A 17,270-nucleotide genomic window follows, 5' to 3' on the forward strand; every position below is an offset into this window, starting at 1 on the left:
ACGCATGAATTCGTACGCCCCTCGCGCCGTACTGGCCGGTCTGGCGCTCGGCGCCCTGCTCCTCGCCGCGCCCGGTCCCGCAGCGGCGGGTCCGTCCACTGACGACATTCATCGGGCCCTGGGCATCGACAGCGTCGCGGCCGACTACATCGTCCTGGTCGACACCTCGTCGTCGATGCAGGGCGCGCGGTACGCCGGGGTGAAGACCGGGCTGCTCAGCTTCCTGGCCGCCCTGGCACCCGAGGACCAGGTCTCCCTGGTGACGTTCGACGCCCGCGCGACCGCGGTGTGGACGGGGCCGGCCGGGCGGTCCCCGCAGCGAATCGTCGACCGCCTGCCCAAGGAGGCACGCGGCACCAACACCGACATCGGGCTCGCGCTGGAGCAGGCGATCCGGTTGCTCGGCCGGGACGGCGCACCCACCATCGCCACCGTCGTCCTGCTCACCGACGGCATCCACGACCCGAAGCGCGGCAGCCCCTATCCGTTCGACAAGGGCTACGCCTGGGATCAGCTGCGCCGCACGGCGCAGCGCCTCACCAAGGACTCGCTGAGCGGGTACGCGATTCCGCTCGCGGGCGCCACCGGCGCGAAGCTGCTGAGCAAGGTCGTACCCGGGACGGTCGTGCTGAACCCCACCGCCATCGACCGCGCCACCCAACTGCTGGAGCAGCCCAAGCGGAAGGTCCAAGCGGTGAAGGCGCGGCAGCGGCTCGGCGACGACCTGACCCGGGGCGTCGTCGTGACATGGCCGCCAGAGGCCGGCCGGCTGCGCGCCGGGCGGCAGGAGCTGACGGTGGTCCTCCGGTCGACCACCGCGCACATCCCCATCGAGGTACGCGACCTGGTGGTGTCGTCGGACCGTCCGGACGTCACCGTACGGCCGCCGGACACGACCGTCACGCTCGAGCCGAACCAGTCCGCCTCGGTCACCCTCGCCGTGGAGTGGGACCCCGGCGCGCCGACCTGGAAGCCGTGGGACACCACGTCGGTCGAGGGCACGTTCAGCCTCTCCGGTCGGGCGAGCACCCCCTGGGCCGACGCGCTGGCGGCGGACGGCATGACGTTCGAGCCGCGCCTGTCCGGCGGGGCGGGCGACATCCGGGGCACCGCCCAGCACGGCCGGCCGCTCTGGTGGCTGAGCTTCCTGGCCGGTGCCGTGCTGCTGGTGCTCCTCGGCCGGACGCTGGTACGCGGCCGGCTCCGCCCCGCCATGCTCGGCGCGCTGGTCGCGACCGCACCGGCGACCCGGGAGCGGACCACGATGCCGCTCAGCGGGCGCCAGGGCACGATCAGCAAGGCGACGGCCGGCATCGGCGGCAGCGGCCGGGTGCGCGGCGTACGCGAGGGCCTGCTGTCCCGGCAGGCCCGGATCGAGATCAGCTACACCCACAACGGCTCACCCGACCACACCGAGACCAAGCGTTGCTCGCCGGGCGAATCCGTCGTCGTCAGCGGAGTCGAGTTCCTGTGGCAACCGACGCGATGAATCCCGCCGTCCCCGCCGACTTCGGCTCGTCCGCGCGTACGTCGACGCCGCCCGGCTCGGCCGGCGGAAACCCGCTCGCCTGGCTCGCCGGGGCATGGGCGCGCGCGGTGCTCGCCCGGGAGGGCGACGCCGCCGGGGCGGTGACGCTGCCCTGGCTGACCCTCTCCGTCCTGGCCATGGTCGAACTCGTCGGCCAGATCCCGTCCGTCCGGACCTGGACCACGCCCAGCCCCTCGTTCGTCAACGGAGTGGCTCGCGCAGCCGAGCACCTCGGCCACGCCCCGGCACCGCTGGCCGCCATCGTCGACCCGCTGCGCGCCTGGGTACAGCCGGCGTTGCCGGCGACGTCCACCTGGCTGGCGGTCGCCGCCGTTCCGGTGCTGCTCGTGTCCTGCCTGGCCGTGGTCCGGCAGTACCGGCAGCCGACCGTCAACGCCCGCGCGCTGCGACTGGCCGCGCTCCTCGTGGGCGGCGCGGTCATGGTGGCGTACGTGCTCCACCTGGCCGCCACGGTGCTGGCCCCGATCGCCGTCGGCGTGACGGCGGTCCACACGGCGCTGCTGGTCGGCCTGGTCATCGGGTCGGGCCTGCTGTTCCGGCTGGCGGTCGGGCGCCGGACCGCGACGGATCTGCCTCCCGCCGGCCGCCGCCGGCGCCGCGTACGCCGGGCCGCTGTCGCGTGCGCCGCCGTCGTCGCGCTCGCCATCGCGCTGAGCGTGGCGCCCAAGCCGACCTTCTGGCCGGTCCTCGCGCTGCCGGGCACCGCCCTCGCCGGCCACGCCGCGCTGCTCGCCGGCGGGCGGGCGTACTTCGCGACCGGCACCCCCGGCATCCTCAACGTCACCGCGGTCGACCGGGACTCCGGCGAACGGCGCTGGAGCCGGCAGCTGCGGCGGGACGGCGATGCGATGCCCGCCTCCGTCCGGCTGAGCGGTTCGTCCCGCGTCCTGCTCGTCGACGACGGCGTGGCGAGCACCGCCCTGCGCGCCGACGACGGCCATCCACTCTGGACAAAGCCGGCCGGCACGGTGCGCGCGTTCGGCAACGCGATGATCCTGCTCGACGCGGCCAAGGCCACGATCGCGGCGCTGGACGAGACGACCGGGGCGGCACTGTGGACCCGCCGCCACCCCGCCAAGACCGGCCTGTACGGGCGGACCACCGAACCGGGCACCCTCGCGCCGATCAGCGCGCTCGTCCAGTTGGAGCCCGACGGCACGGTACGCGTCCTGCGCCCGAGCGACGGTGCGGTGCTCGGCCAGCAGCCCCGGCTGACCCGCGGGGCACAGCGGATCTGGCTGCTCGGCGACACTCTCCTGTGGACGCTGACCGCACCGAGCCCGCGGGTCGTCGCCTACTCGACCGACGATCTCACCAAGCCGGTCTGGACCGCCCCCACCGGCAAGCCCAGCACGGTGGCCGCCGCGCCGTGCGGCCGGCAGCGGATCTGCGTCGCCGACGCCACCGGCGCCCGCGCGTACGACGCCCGCACCGGCCGCGTGGCCTGGCGGCTCACCGGCGCGCGGGACCGGGCGTTCGGCGGCCCGGACGGCACGGTCGTGGTGTGGTCGGGCACCGAAACCGTCCTGCTCGACCAGCGAGGCACCGTGCTCGCCACGTACCCCGACGTGCGCGGCTATCCCCTCGACGGCGAACGCGTCCTGCTGATCGCCGGCGCCATCGGCGAGCGCGGCGAACGCGAACGCGCGTTCGCCCTGTTCCAGCCGTCCAACCGGACCCGCCAACCACTCGGCCGCTCGTCCGTCGACCCCGCCGCCTGCGCCTGGGAAGCCACCCACCTAGCCTGCGCCGGCTCCACCCTCCGCCTCTGGCACCTCCCCACCTGACCCCCGCCTCCCCACCCGCGCCCCGCCCCCGCCGCACCCCCTCTCTCCGTCGATCAAGGGCAAATGGCCGTACTTCGATCTCCAAACCGCGACCATTTGCCCTTGATCGACGGAGAAATCCTTGATCGGCGCGACGCAGCACGGCACGGCGGGTGCGTGCCGGCCCAGGGACGTGGCGAACGGCCGGGTCGTGCCGATGCGGGCCGAGCCCGCGCGGACGGCGCCCGCACGGCGCTAGCCCACGCGGTCCGCGATCGAGGACCCCTCTCCACAGTGGCGCCGCCCTTCCCGCAGCCCTCGTCGATCAAGGAATTCCACGTCGATCAAGGGCGAATGGTCGTGGTTTGGAGATCAAAGCACGGCCATTCGCCCTTGATCGACGCGCAAAGGGCGGGGCGGGCAGCGCAAAGGGGCGGCGGGGGTGCGGGCGGAGGTGGGGAAATCGATCGCCTTGACAGGTGGGGGTGGGGCGGGTGAAGATGGGAGCGCTCCCAGTGACTTCCTTCGATATCTAGGGGATTGTATGAGGCGCTCCGCCGCACTCCTCACGGCCGGCGCGGTAGCGGCCGCCCTCACGGCCGCGGTGTTGCCACACGCCTTCGCGGCGGCAACCGGCTGCCGGGTGGACTACACCGTCGTGAGCCAGTGGCAAGGTGGCTTCCAAGGCGACGTGAAGATCACCAACCTGGGCGACCCGATCACCAGCTGGTCGCTCGGCTTCGACTTCGCGAACACCGGCCAGCGGATCACCCAGGGCTGGAACGCCACCTGGAGCCAATCCGGCACGCGGGTCACCGCCGCCAGCTACAGCTGGAACGGCAACCTCGCCACCAACGGCGCCACCTCCATCGGCTTCACCGGCTCCTGGTCGGGCGCCAACCCCGTACCGGCCAGCTTCGCCCTCAACGGGACGACCTGCACCGGCGCGGTCGGCCCGACCACCGGCGCCCCGACGACCAGCCCGACCACGGGCACGCCCACGACCGGGCCGACCACCCCGCCCCGCCGACCGGCACCACACCGGTGGCGATCAACGGCCAGCTCCGGGTCTGCGGCGTCAACCTGTGCAACCAGTTCAACCGCCCGATCCAGCTGCGCGGCATGAGCACGCACGGCATCCAGTGGTTCGGCGGCTGCTACAACAACGCCTCGCTCGACGCGCTGGCCAACGACTGGAAGGCGGACGTGTTCCGCATCTCCATGTACGTGCAGGAGCAGGGGTACGAGACCAACCCGACCGCGTTCACCAACCAGGTGAACAACCTGGTCGAGATGGCCACCGCCCGCGGCATGTACGCGCTGATCGACTTCCACATCCTGACCCGGGTGACCCCAACTACAACCTCCAGCGGGCCAGGACGTTCTTCGCCGCCGTGTCCGCCCGGCACGCCAGCAAGAACAACGTGATCTACGAGATCGCCAACGAGCCCAACGGGGTGAGCTGGGCGTCCATCAAGAGCTACGCCGAGCAGGTCATCCCGGTGATCCGCGGCAACGACCCGGACGCGCCCGTCATCGTCGGCACCCGCGGCTGGTCCTCGCTGGGCATCTCCGAGGGCGGCAACGAGACCGAGGTCATCAACAACCCGGTCAACGCCCAGAACATCATGTACGCGTTCCACTTCTACGCCGCCTCGCACCAGGGCCCGTACCGGGACGCGGTCAGCCGGGCGGCGAGCCGGATCCCGCTGTTCGTCACCGAGTTCGGCACCGTGGACTACACCGGCAGCGGGCCGTTCGACCAGGCCAGCAGCACCACCTGGCTCAACCTGCTGGACTCGCTGAAGATCAGCTACGCGAACTGGACGTTCTCCGACCACACCGAGAGCAGCGCCGCGCTGCTGCCCGGCACGTGCTCCGGCAGCAACTACAGCGGCAACGGCGTGCTCAAGCCGTCCGGCCAGTTCATGCGCAGCCGCATCATGACCGCGGACAACTTCCCCACAAGCTAAAACCTCATCGGGTACGGCACTGAGGGCGTCCTTCGTGGAGGGACGCCCTCGGTGTGTCGCTAGGGCGTGTCTGGTGGATCTTGTGGGTGCGAGGCGAGGTCCAGGCGGCGTCCGGTGGTGCCGGGCGGAAGGTCGCATACCGGTGTTGTATGCGGCCTTCCGACCGGTGCCGCTGGTCGTCGTCTGGGCCCGCCGCAGCCCCACAAAGATCCGCCAGACACGCCCTATACCCCGGCCATGAACTCGGCCAGGCTCCTCGTGCCCGGCCGCGCACCCGCGCGGGCGTGGGCGTTGGCGACGCGCTGCGCGTGCGCGTTCACCGGTGTCGGTACGCCGTGCAGGCGCCCCAGCAACACGATCTCGCCGTTCAGATAGTCCGTCTCGACGGACCCCGTCCCGCGCGCCAGGCTCTGCCATGACGAGCTGCCGTCGCGCGACTGGCCCTCGACCGGCTGCCGCCGCAGGATGTCGCCGCGGCGTTCGGCGTCTTCGGACTCAGAAGCGAACGCGATGCCCGCCGCCCGCAGCACCGCCTCCCCTTCGGCCCGCAGCCGCGCCACCACCTCCGCACCGGCGGGGAGCCGGCCGCACACCGCCTCGACCGCGTTGGACAGATTGGTCAGCAGCTTGCGGTACTTCCACCGCATGACGTCCGGCCTTAGTACACTGTGGAACGTCGCCGCCCGGAACGCCTCCGCGATGGCCTCGGCCGTACCGTCGACGCCGTGCGGGTACCGTCCGATGTCGAGGATCCCCGGCACCGGCGCGCAGTGCGCCACGACGACCCCCGGCGTCACGTGCGTCGCCGGAAACATGACGCACACGCCGTACACGTCCGCGAAGCGGCGCAACGCGGTCCGCTCGTTCGCCACGCCGTTCTGCACGCACACCACCGGCGTCCCGGAGTCCGCGCACGCCGCCAAGGCGCGGACAGCCGCGCTCGTCTGCGCGCCCTTCACACCCAGCAGCACCACGTCGCCCGGCCGCCAGTCCAGGTCGCCGGGCGCGTCCGTCGCGGGCAGCCGGTACGTCCGCGAGCCGGCCGGCGACAGCACCCGCAACCCGTCACGGCGGATCACCGCCAGATGCGCACCCCGCGCGACGAGCCGCACCTCGTACCCCGCGTCGGCCAGCAGGCCGGCCAGCGTACCCCCGACCGCGCCCGCCCCGTACACCACAAACCGCACGACCGGACAATAGCCCGCTCAGCTTGGCTCCATGGTGGCGCGGCGCTCGTTGGTCGTGGCGATCCCGGGATCGCGGACGCTGGACAGGTCTGGGCCGAGCAGCACCGTCGTGTCGCCGTCCTGGGGCGCGGGCTCCCCGTCCTCGGTGACCGGGGCGAGCTGACCGCCGGCGCGTACCCGGAAAAGGAGCTCGTGCCCGGCGGGCACGGCGCCGTCGCGGCGGGCCAGGATGGTGGCGCCGTTGCCTATCCGGCGTTCCACGGCGGGCCTGGTGGTGCCGGCGGCGAAGAGGATGGCGCAGCCGAGGTACGGGGCGACGACGCCGCGGTGGGCCGCCGGTTGGAGGCGGTAGACGGGGCCGTCGACGGTGTCGTCGATGATCGCCGACGCCAGCGCGTTGAAGTCGTCCTCGGCGGTGAGCAGGAGCACCGCCGTGACGTGTTCCAGTTGTGCGCCGCGGGTGGCGGCCGTGGCTATCGACTCGTCGGGCACGAGTTCCAGGCCGGCGCGGGCGACGCGGTCGCGCTGCTCGTCGGTCGCCGCCCACATCAGCACGTCGAGGCCCGCGGTCCGCAGCGCCCGCCCGAGGTCGATGACCCACGGGTCGCTGCCGACCAGCAGTGGCCTGGTGCGGACGGACCGGGTGACGCCCAGCCGGCGGGCGACGGGTCCGGCGGTGAGACCGTACAGGGTCACCGTGGCGACGATGACCAGGAAGGTCGCCGGCATGATCCGTGACGCGCCGGCGACGCCTTCGGCGACGAGGGCCGCCGAGAACGTGGTCGCGGTGGCGGCGGCGACGATGCCGCGCGGGTACATCCACGCGATGAATCCGCGCTCGGCCCAGCTCAGGTCCGAGCGGAGGGTGGCGACGTACGCCGCGACCGGCCGGGCGACCAGCACCAGCAGGGCGACGAGCCCGAGCGTGGGCAGCACGTGGTGGCGCACAGTTTGCGGGGCCACGGTCGCCGAGATGGAGACGAACAGGACGCCGAGGATGAGCTGGACGAAGGTCTCGAAGAACGGCCGGCGCGCCGGCATGTCGAAGCTGGGGAGGTTGGCGGCCGCCAGGCCCATGACGATCGCCGCGATGAGCCCGGTGTCGTCGCGTACGACGTCGCAGGTCGCCGCCGCGGCGACCACGGCCGCGAGTTGCGCGCTGGTGCCGAGCACCTCGCCGAGCCGCAGCTTGTTCAGCAGCAGCCAGAGCAGGGCGGTGCCGAGCGCGCCGCCGACCAGCCCGACGGCGAAGCTGGCCAGGAAGTGCAGGACCTGTGGGCCGGGCCCGTACCGGGTGGGCGCGACGATGGCGCCGAAGACGACGGCGCCCAGGATCGCGCCCACCGGGTCGATCAGGGTGCCTTCCCAGCGCAGGATCCGGTGCAGCCGCTCGGCCGGCCGGACGACGGCCAGGAGCGGACCGACGACCGTGGGCCCGGACACGACGAGGATCGCCCCGAGCATCAGGGCCGCCTGTTGGGGCAGCCCGAGGATCATGGCGCTGCCGAACCCCGCGAAGGCCCAGGTGATCGGCGTCCCGAGCGCGATCAGGCGGATCACGACGCGGCGGTGGGCGCTGATCGCACGCAGGTTCAGGGCGAGCCCGGCGTCGTAGAGGATCACCGCGACGGCCAGCCCCACCACCGGCTGGAACGCCGTGCCGAGCAGCCGCTGGGGATCGACGTCGTCGGTCAGCGCACCGGCCAGGAAGCCCACGGGCAGCAGGATGACCAGCGACGGGATGCGCAGCCGGCTCGCGAGCACCTGGGAGCCCACCGCGAGGACCAGGGTCAGCGCGACACCGAGGAGGACCTCGTCAGCCGTCACCGCTGGCCGGCCTCAGCCCCGCGCCGCGCCCGTCGGGACCCGCGCGTCCAACCTTTCCCGCAGATGGTCCGCGACCCGGATGGCGTTGGCCATCGCGGTCAGCGCCGGGTTCACCGCGCCGATGCTGGGGAAGAAGCTGGTGTCCACCACGTACAGGTTGTCCAGTTCGTGGGCGCGGCAGTCGACGTCGAGCACGGACGTGGCCGGATCCGTGCCGAACCGGCAGGTGCCGGCCTGGTGGGCCACGCCGGCGACGGGGATGTCGCTCTTGAGGTACGCGAACCGGTGGATCAGGTGGTCCGGGTGCATGCCGAGGTGTCCGAGCATGCTCTTGAGCTGGTGGTAGAGCCGCTTGGCGGCGGTCGGGTTGCTGGGCTGGTAGCTGAGCCGGATGGCTTCGCCGCCGTCGAGCGTGACCCGGTTGTCCGGGTTCGGAAGGTCCTCCGTGGACAGCCAGAAGTCGATGGCGTGCCGGGCCACGTCGTGCAGCGTCCACTGTGGCGCGAGCTTGGTCTCCAGGGGTTTCTCGCCGCGGTACATGTCCGCCTGCGACTTGCCGACCATCTGGATGTTGCCCATCGGGTACGGGAAGTCGGGGCCGCCGAAGTAGAAGTCGTTGACGCCGAGGGTCTTCTGGAACACCGTCGGGTTCGGCTCGCGGGACAGCGCCAGCACGGCCTGGCTGTCGTGGAACATGTAGTTGCGCCCGACCTGGTCCGAGCCGTTGGCCAGGCCGTTCGGGTGCTTGTCGTTCGCGGAGCGCAGCAGCAGCTTGGCGGAGTTGGCCGCGCCGCAGGCGACCACCACGATGTCGGCCGCGTACCGCTCCTCGTGGCCGTCATGCTCGACCACGACCTGGGTGACAGCGGTGCCGGATTCGTTGGTCCGCAACCGGACCGCCTCGGCGTCGGTCAGCAGGTCGACGTTGGGGTGTTGCAGCGCCGGGCGTACGCCGAAGACCTCCGCGTCCGACTTGGCGTGTAGCGGGCAGGGAAAGCCGTCGCAGTTCGCGCAGCGCACGCACCGGCTCTCCGGCATGTTGGCCTCGTTCAACCGGATGCCGCACGGCGCGTGGAACGGGTGGTAGCCGGCGCGGGCCAGGTCGTCGGACAGCTGCTGGATGCGCGGTTCGTGGGAGACCGGCGGGAACGGGTACGCCCCGCTGGCCGGCGGCTCGGTCGGGTCCTCGCCGTGCACGCCGTGCACCTGGTAGAGCCGCTCGGCCTTGGTGTAGTAGGGCTCCAGGTCCTCGTACGCGATCGGCCACGCGGGTGAGACGCCGTCGTGGTGCCGCAGCTCGCCGAAGTCCTCCCGGCGCAGCCGGTACAGCGCCGCCCCGTACAGCTTGGTGGCGCCGCCGATGTAGTAGTGCACCTGCGGCTGGAACGCCTTGCCGTGCTGGTCGTACCAGGTGTCCGGCGAGATGTAGCGGTTGTCCACGAAGACGTCGGCGGCGAGCCAGTTCTGCGGTTCGCGTGGCAGCCACCCGCCGCGTTCCAGCAGCAGGATCCGCTTTCCGGTCGGCGCCAACTGCCGGGCCAGGGTGCCGCCGCCGGCCCCCGTACCGATGATGATGACGTCGTAGGTCTCGCTCACGCCGGTCCCTGCGCGTTGGCCGGCGAGGCCGCGCGCCACGCCTGGGCGCCGGCGCGCGAGGCTTCTCTGGTCTGCCGCCACGTCTGCATGGCCATGTCGCGCGGGTGTACCTCGTTGCGCCGCATCCAGCGCCGGCCGGCGGCCAGCACGGCGCCGCTTCCGATGGCCAGCCCGGCGAATCCCAGGGCACCGCCCACGCCGACGAGCACGGCGGCGACCATGATCAGTCGTCGATCCAGTCCGGTGTCGGTAGACAGCATCTCGTATGACCTCATGGCTGGAGGATGGCCCCGTCCGCCCCGCTCGGGGACTACCCGTCGCGGGTAGTTGCCAGGCCGACGGGCGGGACCTGGTCGTTGGTCGGGTCGAGCAGTTCCGCCGAGCGGTGGTGCGGGCGCAGGTAGAATTCCTCCGCCCAGGTGGTGAACGCCTTCATCTCGGCCCCCGCGTTCGCCAGGAGGCTGGCGTGCACGCCCAGCCAGGCCGCGAACGCGAAGCGGCCGCGCATCTCGTGGCGGTGCTCGCCGACCTCGGCGACCGCGGCCTTGCGGCCGATCATCGCCATGATCCCCTTGTCGCGGTAGTGGAACGACTCCCGGCCGTCGCCTTCGAGATCGGCGATGATGTTGCGGGCCGCCCAGTCGCCGGCCTGCGCCGCGACGCTGCCCAACTGCGGCAGGGCCGGCTCGTCCCCGTACGGGATGTTCGCGACGTCGCCGACCGCGTACACGGCGGGGTGGCCCGTCACGGTCAGGTCGGGCCGCACGTCGATGCGCCCGCCCGCGCCCTGCGGCAGGCCCGAGCGGGCGGCCAGCGGCGCGGCCATCTCGCCGCCGCCCCACACGACCAGGTGCGTCCTGATCGTCGTGCCGTCGGCGAGCGCGATGTGGTCGGCCGCGACCTCGCTCACCGCCGTGCCGAGGCGCAGTTCCACGCCGCGGCGCTTGAGCTGGGTCACCGCGTACTCGTGTGCCTTTTCGGAGAAAGCGGGCAGGACGATGTGGCCGAGGTCGACCAGCATCACCTTCGCGCGCACGTGCTCCATCACATCCCGGACCAGTTCGGCGAGCGCGCCGGCGGTCTCCACCCCGGTGGGCCCGGCGCCGACGACCACGAACGTCAGCGCGCCGTCCTCGGCCAGTTCCGGCTTCGCGGCGGCGGCGCGCAGCAGCTCGAGCACCCGGGCGCGGACCCGTTCGGCGTCGTCGACGCTGTACAGCGGGAGGGCGTACCGCGCCGCGCCGCTGGTGTGGAAGAAGTTCGGCTGCGCGCCGCCGGCCAGCACCAGCACGTCACCGTCCACTGTGGTGCCGTCGGCCAGCGTGACCGAGGGCGCCTCCGGGTCGACGGAGACCACGTCGGCGGTGCGGGTCCGGACGCTGTCGTGCCGGTGGAACATCTTCGCCAGGTCGAACTTGACGTCCTCGGCGGCGAGTTCGGCGGTCGCCACCTGGTAGAGCAGCGGCTGGAACTGGTGGTAGCCGTTGCGGTCCAGCAGCGTGGTACGCACCAGCGGCTCGCCGGCGAGCCGGTTGGCGCAGGCCACGCCGGCGAACCCACCACCGACCACGACGACTCGCGTGGTCATACCAACGCCCCGAGCATCTCGTGCAGGATGATCCGGCTGGCGGCCTCGATCAGCGCCAGGTGCGAGAACGCCTGCGGGAAGTTGCCCAGGAACCGTCCGGTATCGGCGTCGAACTCCTCGGCGTACAGGCCCAGCGGTGAGGCGACGCGCAGCAGCCGCTCCATCAGGTCCCGGGCACGCTGCATCTCGCCGACCATGGTCAGGGCGGACACCTGCCAGAAGGAGCAGATCAGGAAGGTGCCCTCCTTGCCGGACATGCCGTCGTCGGTCTCGTCCGTGCGGTAGCGCAGCACGAAACCGTTCTCGGTCAGCTCGTCGGCGATCGCGTCGACCGTCTTGCGGATCCGGCTGTCGTCCGGCGGCAGGAAGTGGAACAGCGCCGCGAGCAGGGTGGACGCGTCGAGCGCGTCGGTGGCGTAGTGCTGGCGCAGCACGCCGCGCGGGCTCACGCCGTTGGCGAGGATGTCGGCGTGGATCTCCTCGGCCGTGCCCCGCCACTTGGCCGCCAGGCGCGGGTCCCCCCGGATCTCGGCGAGGGTGGCCGCGCGGTCCAGCGCGATCCACGACATGAGCTTGGAGGACACGTAGTGCTGCGGCTCGCCGCGGGCCTCCCAGATGCCCTGATCCGGCTGCTGCCAGATCTTGGTCGCGCACTCGGCCTGCGACTGCACGATCGGCCAGAGCCGCCGCGGCAGCCGCTCGCTGTTGCGGCTGTGCAGCAGGATCGAGTCGAGCACGGCGCCGTACACGTCGTTCTGCCGCTGGTTGTAGGCCCCGTTGCCGATGCGTACCGGCTGGGCGCCGGCGTACCCGGACAGCTCGTCCCGGGTGGACTCGGTGAGGTCGCGGCGGCCGTCGATGCCGTACATGATCTGCAGGGCGCCGTCCTCGTTGGCCTCCACGTCGGCGACGAACTGCATGAACTCGTCGGCCTCCCAGTCCAGGTTCATGTAGTGCAGGGCCTGCAGGGTGAACGTGCTGTCGCGCATCCACGTGTACCGGTAGTCCCAGTTGCGTTCGCCGCCGGGGGTCTCCGGCAGGGACGTCGTCAGGGCGGCGACGGTCGCGCCGGTCGGCATGTAGGTCAGTCCCTTGATCGTCAAGGCGGAGCGCTGCAGCGGCTCCCGCCACCGGTGGTCGGGTATCCGCGCGCCGGACAGCCAGTGGTGCCAGTAGCGGGTGGTGTCCGCCAGCCGGGCCTCGGCCTCCTGGACGGTCTGCGGCACGTCCCGCGGGTCACCCCAGGACAGCGCGCAGAACGCCCGCTCCCCGGCCCGCAGCGCGTGCCGGCCGCGGACCCGGTCGCCCTCGATGCCGAGCGGCAGGTCCGTGACGAGGCGGACCGTCGCACCGGCCCCGGTGGCCTCGGCCGTGTGCTGGTCGGCGTCGAGCAGCCGCCACTGCGCCGGCGCCCGGCCGTAGTCGAAGATCGGCTCGCAGACCATCTCCACCTCGACCCGACCCTCGGTGCACTCCACGACCCGGACCAGCACGTGGTCGGCGTCGTCGTCGGTCGGCGGCCGGGTGTGCGGCGTGACCGTGTCCGGCGCGCCGCCCCGGGCGACCAGGGTCAACGCGTCCCGGACGACCACCCAGCCCCCACCGGTACGCCAGGTCGTCTCCAGGATGTTCGTCCCGGGCACGTACCGCCGTGACACCGGATGGTTGAAGCCGTACGGCCCGAACCGGAAGTTGCCCGCCTCCCGGTCCAGCAGGCTGCCGAAGATGCTGGGCGAGTCGAACGACGGCACGCACAGCCAGTCGACGGAGCCGTCCGGGCCGACCAGGGCTCCGGTGTGGCAGTTGGACAGGAACGCGTACTCCTCGATCGGCGGGAACGGCGTCGGCGCGGCGGCGCTCTGCACCTTGGGCATCCGTTCCTCGACGGCGGTCACGACGCGGTCCAAGGCTCGTGCCAGCGCCCGATGCCGGCAACGACGGACTCCGCCGCGTCCGGGCCCCACGACCCGGGCGGGTACGCGTGCACGGGCGGTGGCGCGTCCAGCAGCGGCTGCATCACCCGCCAGCACTCCTCCACGCCGTCCTGGCGCATGAACCGGGTGCTGTTGCCGATCAGCGCGGCGCCCAGCAGCACCTCGTACGGCGTGGCGCCCTCCCCGCCCTGCCGGGCCAGCTCCGCGTCCAGGCCGATCCGCTGCGGTCCCGGCGCGTCGGCGCGGCGGCCCTCCAGGAGGATCCGCACCCCGGTCGTGGGATCGAGCCGGACGACCAGCTCGTCCGCTTCCGGCGCGCGGTCGTGCGCCAGCCGCAGCCCGAGCCGGGGCGGCCGGCGGAACACCAGCCGCAGCTCGGTCTGCGTCACGGGCAGGCGCTTGCCGGTACGGATGAAGAACGGCACGCCCGACCAGCGCCAGTTGTCGATGTCCAGGCGCAGCGCCGCGTACGTCTCGGTGGTCGAAACGGGCCGCACGCCGGGGATGTCCCGGTAGCCGGTGTACTGGCCGCGCACGTACTGGGCCGGGTTGGCGTCCAGGACCGATTTCCACACCGACACCTGGTTGTTCTTGATCATGTCCGGGTCGCGGCCGGCCGGCGGCTCCATCGCGCCGCCCGCGACGAGCTGCATGAGGTGGTTGACCACCACGTCGCGCAGCGCGCCGACCGGGTCGTAGAAGTGCCCGCGGTCCTCGACGCCGAAGCTCTCCGCCATCGTGATCTGCACCGACTCGACGTAGTTCCGGTTCCACACCGGCTCCAGCATCGTGTTGGCGAACCGCAGGTAGAGCAGTTCCTCCACGCCCATCTTGCCGAGGAAGTGGTCGATCCGGAAAAGCTGCGGCTCGGCGACGTACTGGTGCAGCTCGGCGGCCAGCGCGCGGGCCGAGGCCAGGTCGTGCCCGAACGGCTTCTCCACGACCACCCGGCCGTCGCGTACCAGGCCGGCCTTGGACAGACCCTTGATGACCCGGCTGAACAGGACCGGCGGGATCTCCAGGTAGAAAACCGGCGCGCGGGCGTCGCCGACGACGTCGGCGACCCGCCGGTACGTCGTCTTGTCATCGAAGTCGCCCGGCACGTACGACAGCCGCGCCTCCAACCGTTCGAAGACCTCCGGCTCGACCGACTCGCCGGCCGCCTCGATCGCCTCTCCGGCGTGTTTACGCAGGTCGTCGACGCTCCAGTGGTCGACGGCCACCCCCACTACCGGGACCTTGAGCAGCCCGCGCCGCTCCAGCCGGTACAGCGCCTGAAACGTCATCTGCTTCGCCAGGTCCCCGGTGATGCCGAAGATCACGAAGACGTCCGCGTCGGTAGCCATGGGCCCACGGTCGTCGCCCGGCGGGCGCCCAGACATCGCCCGGCGCGGGTGATTCGCCGTCCCACGTCCCGGCGCGACGCTGGCATGACTATGGGGGACTTGATCTGGGCGGCGGAGCCGGCGCAGCTGCTGCCGGCGCGTTCGCAGATGGCGTTCACGCTGATGTTCCACATCATCCTGGTGCCGATGGGCGTCGCCCTGCCCGCGATCATGCTGATCGCGAACTACAAGGGCCTGCGGCACGGCGACAGCGTGGCGCTGACGCTCGCGCGCCGCTGGTCGCACGCGGCCGGCCTGACGTTCGCCGTCGGCGCGGTGTCCGGCACCGTCCTGTCGTTCGAGATGGGGTTGCTCTGGCCGGGGTTGACCCGCAAGTACGGCGACGTGTTCGGCCTGCCGTTCGCCATCGAGGGGGTCGCGTTCTTCCTGGAGGCCATCCTGGTGGCCGTCTACATCTACGGCTGGCAGCGCCTGCGCGGCTGGACGCACTTCTGGCTGGGCGTGCCGATCCCCTTCGTGGCGCTCGTCGGCGCCTTCTCCATCATTTCCGCCAACGCGTGGATGAACACGCCGGAGGGGTTCACCGTCGACAGCAACGGCCAACTGGTCGACATCGACCCGATCGACGCGATCTTCAACAAAGCACTCCCGCTGGAGATGGCCCACTTCGTCCTCGCCGCGTACATGGCGGCCGGCTTCACCGTCGCCTCGATCTACGTCGTGGGCTGGCTGCGCGGCCGCCGGGACCGCTACCACCGGCTCGGCATCCTCATCCCGTTCACGGTCGCCGCGATCGCCACCCCGGCGCAGTTCGCCGTCGGCGACTCCATCGCCCGCTGGCTGGCCAACAACCAGCCGACCAAGTTCGCGGCCATGGAGGTGGTCACCGAGTCCGGGCCGGACCAGCCCGAGATCCTGTTCGGCCGGTACGACGAGCAGACCAACACGGTCTCCGGCGGCATCCGGATACCCGGCCTCAACTCGATCCTCACCGGCGGCAGCCGGGACACCAACGTGACCGGGCTCGACACGGTGGCACCGCAGGACCGACCGTCCAACGTGGACATCGTGCACTGGTGCTTCGACATCATGGTGGGCATCGCCAGCCTGCTGGTGCTCCTGGTCGCCTGGTTCGCCATCGCGTACTGGCGGCGCCGGGACGTGCCGAGGTCGAAGCTGTTCCTGTGGACGGCCTCGGCGGCCGGGGCGTTGACGTACGTGGCCATCGAGGCGGGCTGGATCGTCACCGAGGTGGGCCGGCAGCCCTGGATCGTGTACGAGGTCGAGCGCACCTCCGACGCGGTCACCCAGGCCGACGGCGTGTGGGTCAGCTTCACCGTCGTCCTGGTGCTCTACGCGGTGCTGGCCGCCGGCACCGTCGCCGTCCTGCGCGCCATGAGCCGCCGCTGGCGCCGGCAGGACGTCGCGGACGCCGCCGTGCCGTACGGGCCCCGACCGGCGGCCCCCGAGCCCGCCGAGCCGGGGCCGAGATGACCGCCGCCGACGGCACCGCCGTGATCCTGGTGATCGCGGTGACCATCTACGCGTGCACCGGCCTGGCCGACTACGGCGCCGGGCTCTGGGACCTGCTCGCCGGCGGCCGGGCGCGGGGCAGCCGGCCGCGGGCGCTCATCGACACGGCGCTGACCCCGATCTGGGAGGCCAACCACGTCTGGCTCGTCTTCCTCCTGGTGACCTGCTGGACCGGCTTCGGGCTGGCGTTCGGCTCCCTGATGAGCACCCTTTTCATACCGCTGTCGCTGGCCGCGCTCGGCATCGTGCTGCGCGGCGCCAACTTCGCGCTGCGCAAGGACGCCGCCCGGGCCGGCGCCCGGCACCTGTCCGGCTGGCTGTTCGGCATCGGGTCGCTGCTCACGCCGTTCTGCCTGGGCGCCGCGCTGGGCGGCGTCATGACCGCCCGCGTCCCCAGCGAAGGGGTCGGCGACCAGCTGACGAGCTGGTTGAACCCCACGTCCATCGCCGTCGGCCTGCTCGCCCTCGCGATGGGCGCGTTCCTGTCCGCCAGCTATCTGGTGCTGGAGGCCCATCGGCGCGACCTGGTCGCGCTGCGGCATTACTTCCGGGTACGCGCCGGCGCGGCCGGCGCGGCCGGCCTGGTGCTCGGCGTCGCCGCGCTCGTGGCGCTGCGGGCGGACGAGCGGGAGATGTTCGACCGCGTCATGGACCGGTCCTGGCCGCTGGTGGTGGTCGGCGTGTTCGGCCTGGCCGCCACGTTCCTGCTCGCCGGGCGCGGGGCGGCCCGCGGCACCCGGATCACCGCCGCCGCCGGGGTCGCCGCCCTGGTCTGGACCTGGGGCGTCGCCCAGTACCCGTACCTGCTGCCGTTCCAGCTCACCATCGAGGACGGCGCCGGCGCCGAGGTGACCCAGCGCTGGCTGCTGGCCTGGTTCGTCGTGGCGCTGCTGGTCATCGGCCCCGCCCTGCTCCTGCTGTACGCGCTGGACCAGCGCGGCGCCCTCGGCGAGGACGACGGCTGACCTGCC

Annotated in this window: 11 protein-coding genes and 1 pseudogene; 5 read left to right on the plus strand and 7 right to left on the minus strand. The window is 72.2% G+C overall.

Annotated elements, in window-relative coordinates; all coding sequences use genetic code 11:
• Positions 1-4 precede the first annotated feature (4 nt).
• From Prum_RS01100 to Prum_RS01110, 3 genes and pseudogenes are all read left to right on the plus strand, one after another.
• Positions 5-1,489, plus strand: a complete 1,485-nt coding sequence (locus tag Prum_RS01100; protein WP_173073168.1) for a vWA domain-containing protein — start codon at positions 5-7, stop codon at positions 1,487-1,489.
• Positions 1,471-3,336, plus strand: coding sequence for an outer membrane protein assembly factor BamB family protein (locus Prum_RS01105; protein ID WP_173073171.1), 1,866 nt, complete (start codon positions 1,471-1,473; stop codon positions 3,334-3,336). The genes Prum_RS01100 and Prum_RS01105 overlap by 19 nt, the downstream gene beginning before the upstream one ends.
• A 523-nt stretch (positions 3,337-3,859) precedes the next feature.
• Positions 3,860-5,288, plus strand: a pseudogene (locus Prum_RS01110) (cellulase family glycosylhydrolase).
• A 224-nt stretch (positions 5,289-5,512) separates the two neighbouring features.
• On the opposite strand, the gene Prum_RS01115 reads toward Prum_RS01110, so the two are convergent.
• From Prum_RS01115 to zwf, 7 genes are read right to left on the minus strand one after another with little or no spacing between them, the layout of a single operon-like run.
• Entirely contained in the window at positions 5,513-6,475 is a 963-nt protein-coding gene (locus Prum_RS01115) for a ketopantoate reductase family protein (RefSeq protein WP_173073173.1), read from the minus strand.
• Between the two features lie 18 nt (positions 6,476-6,493).
• A complete protein-coding gene (locus Prum_RS01120; RefSeq protein ID WP_173073175.1) occupies positions 6,494-8,302 on the minus strand; it encodes a cation:proton antiporter in 1,809 nt (602 codons plus the stop codon).
• A gap of 12 nt (positions 8,303-8,314) precedes the next feature.
• Entirely contained in the window at positions 8,315-9,898 is a 1,584-nt protein-coding gene (locus tag Prum_RS01125) for a GMC oxidoreductase (protein WP_173073177.1), read from the minus strand.
• Complete coding sequence (locus Prum_RS01130) at positions 9,895-10,173, minus strand: hypothetical protein (RefSeq protein ID WP_173073179.1); 279 nt, start codon at positions 10,171-10,173, stop codon at positions 9,895-9,897. Before Prum_RS01130 ends, Prum_RS01125 begins: the two co-directional genes overlap by 4 nt.
• Positions 10,174-10,208: 35 nt before the next feature.
• A complete protein-coding gene (locus Prum_RS01135; protein ID WP_173073181.1) occupies positions 10,209-11,486 on the minus strand; it encodes an NAD(P)/FAD-dependent oxidoreductase in 1,278 nt (425 codons plus the stop codon).
• Positions 11,483-13,381, minus strand: a complete 1,899-nt coding sequence (locus Prum_RS01140; RefSeq protein ID WP_246277564.1) for a glycoside hydrolase family 15 protein — start codon at positions 13,379-13,381, stop codon at positions 11,483-11,485. The genes Prum_RS01135 and Prum_RS01140 overlap by 4 nt, the downstream gene beginning before the upstream one ends.
• Positions 13,378-14,766, minus strand: coding sequence for a glucose-6-phosphate dehydrogenase (zwf, locus tag Prum_RS01145; protein ID WP_173073183.1), 1,389 nt, complete (start codon positions 14,764-14,766; stop codon positions 13,378-13,380). Before zwf ends, Prum_RS01140 begins: the two co-directional genes overlap by 4 nt.
• Positions 14,767-14,856: 90 nt before the next feature.
• On the opposite strand from zwf, the gene Prum_RS01150 reads away from it, so the two are divergent.
• Both Prum_RS01150 and Prum_RS01155 read left to right on the plus strand, forming a co-directional pair.
• Positions 14,857-16,260, plus strand: coding sequence for a cytochrome ubiquinol oxidase subunit I (locus Prum_RS01150; protein WP_173073185.1), 1,404 nt, complete (start codon positions 14,857-14,859; stop codon positions 16,258-16,260).
• Positions 16,257-17,264 carry a cytochrome d ubiquinol oxidase subunit II gene (locus Prum_RS01155; RefSeq protein ID WP_173073187.1) on the plus strand — a complete coding sequence of 336 codons (1,008 nt, stop codon included), beginning with the start codon at positions 16,257-16,259 and terminating at the stop codon, positions 17,262-17,264. Before Prum_RS01150 ends, Prum_RS01155 begins: the two co-directional genes overlap by 4 nt.
• The last annotated feature ends 6 nt before the right edge of the window (positions 17,265-17,270 follow it).

Source organism: Phytohabitans rumicis, from assembly GCF_011764445.1.
Taxonomy (GTDB): Bacteria; Actinomycetota; Actinomycetes; order Mycobacteriales; family Micromonosporaceae; genus Phytohabitans; species Phytohabitans rumicis.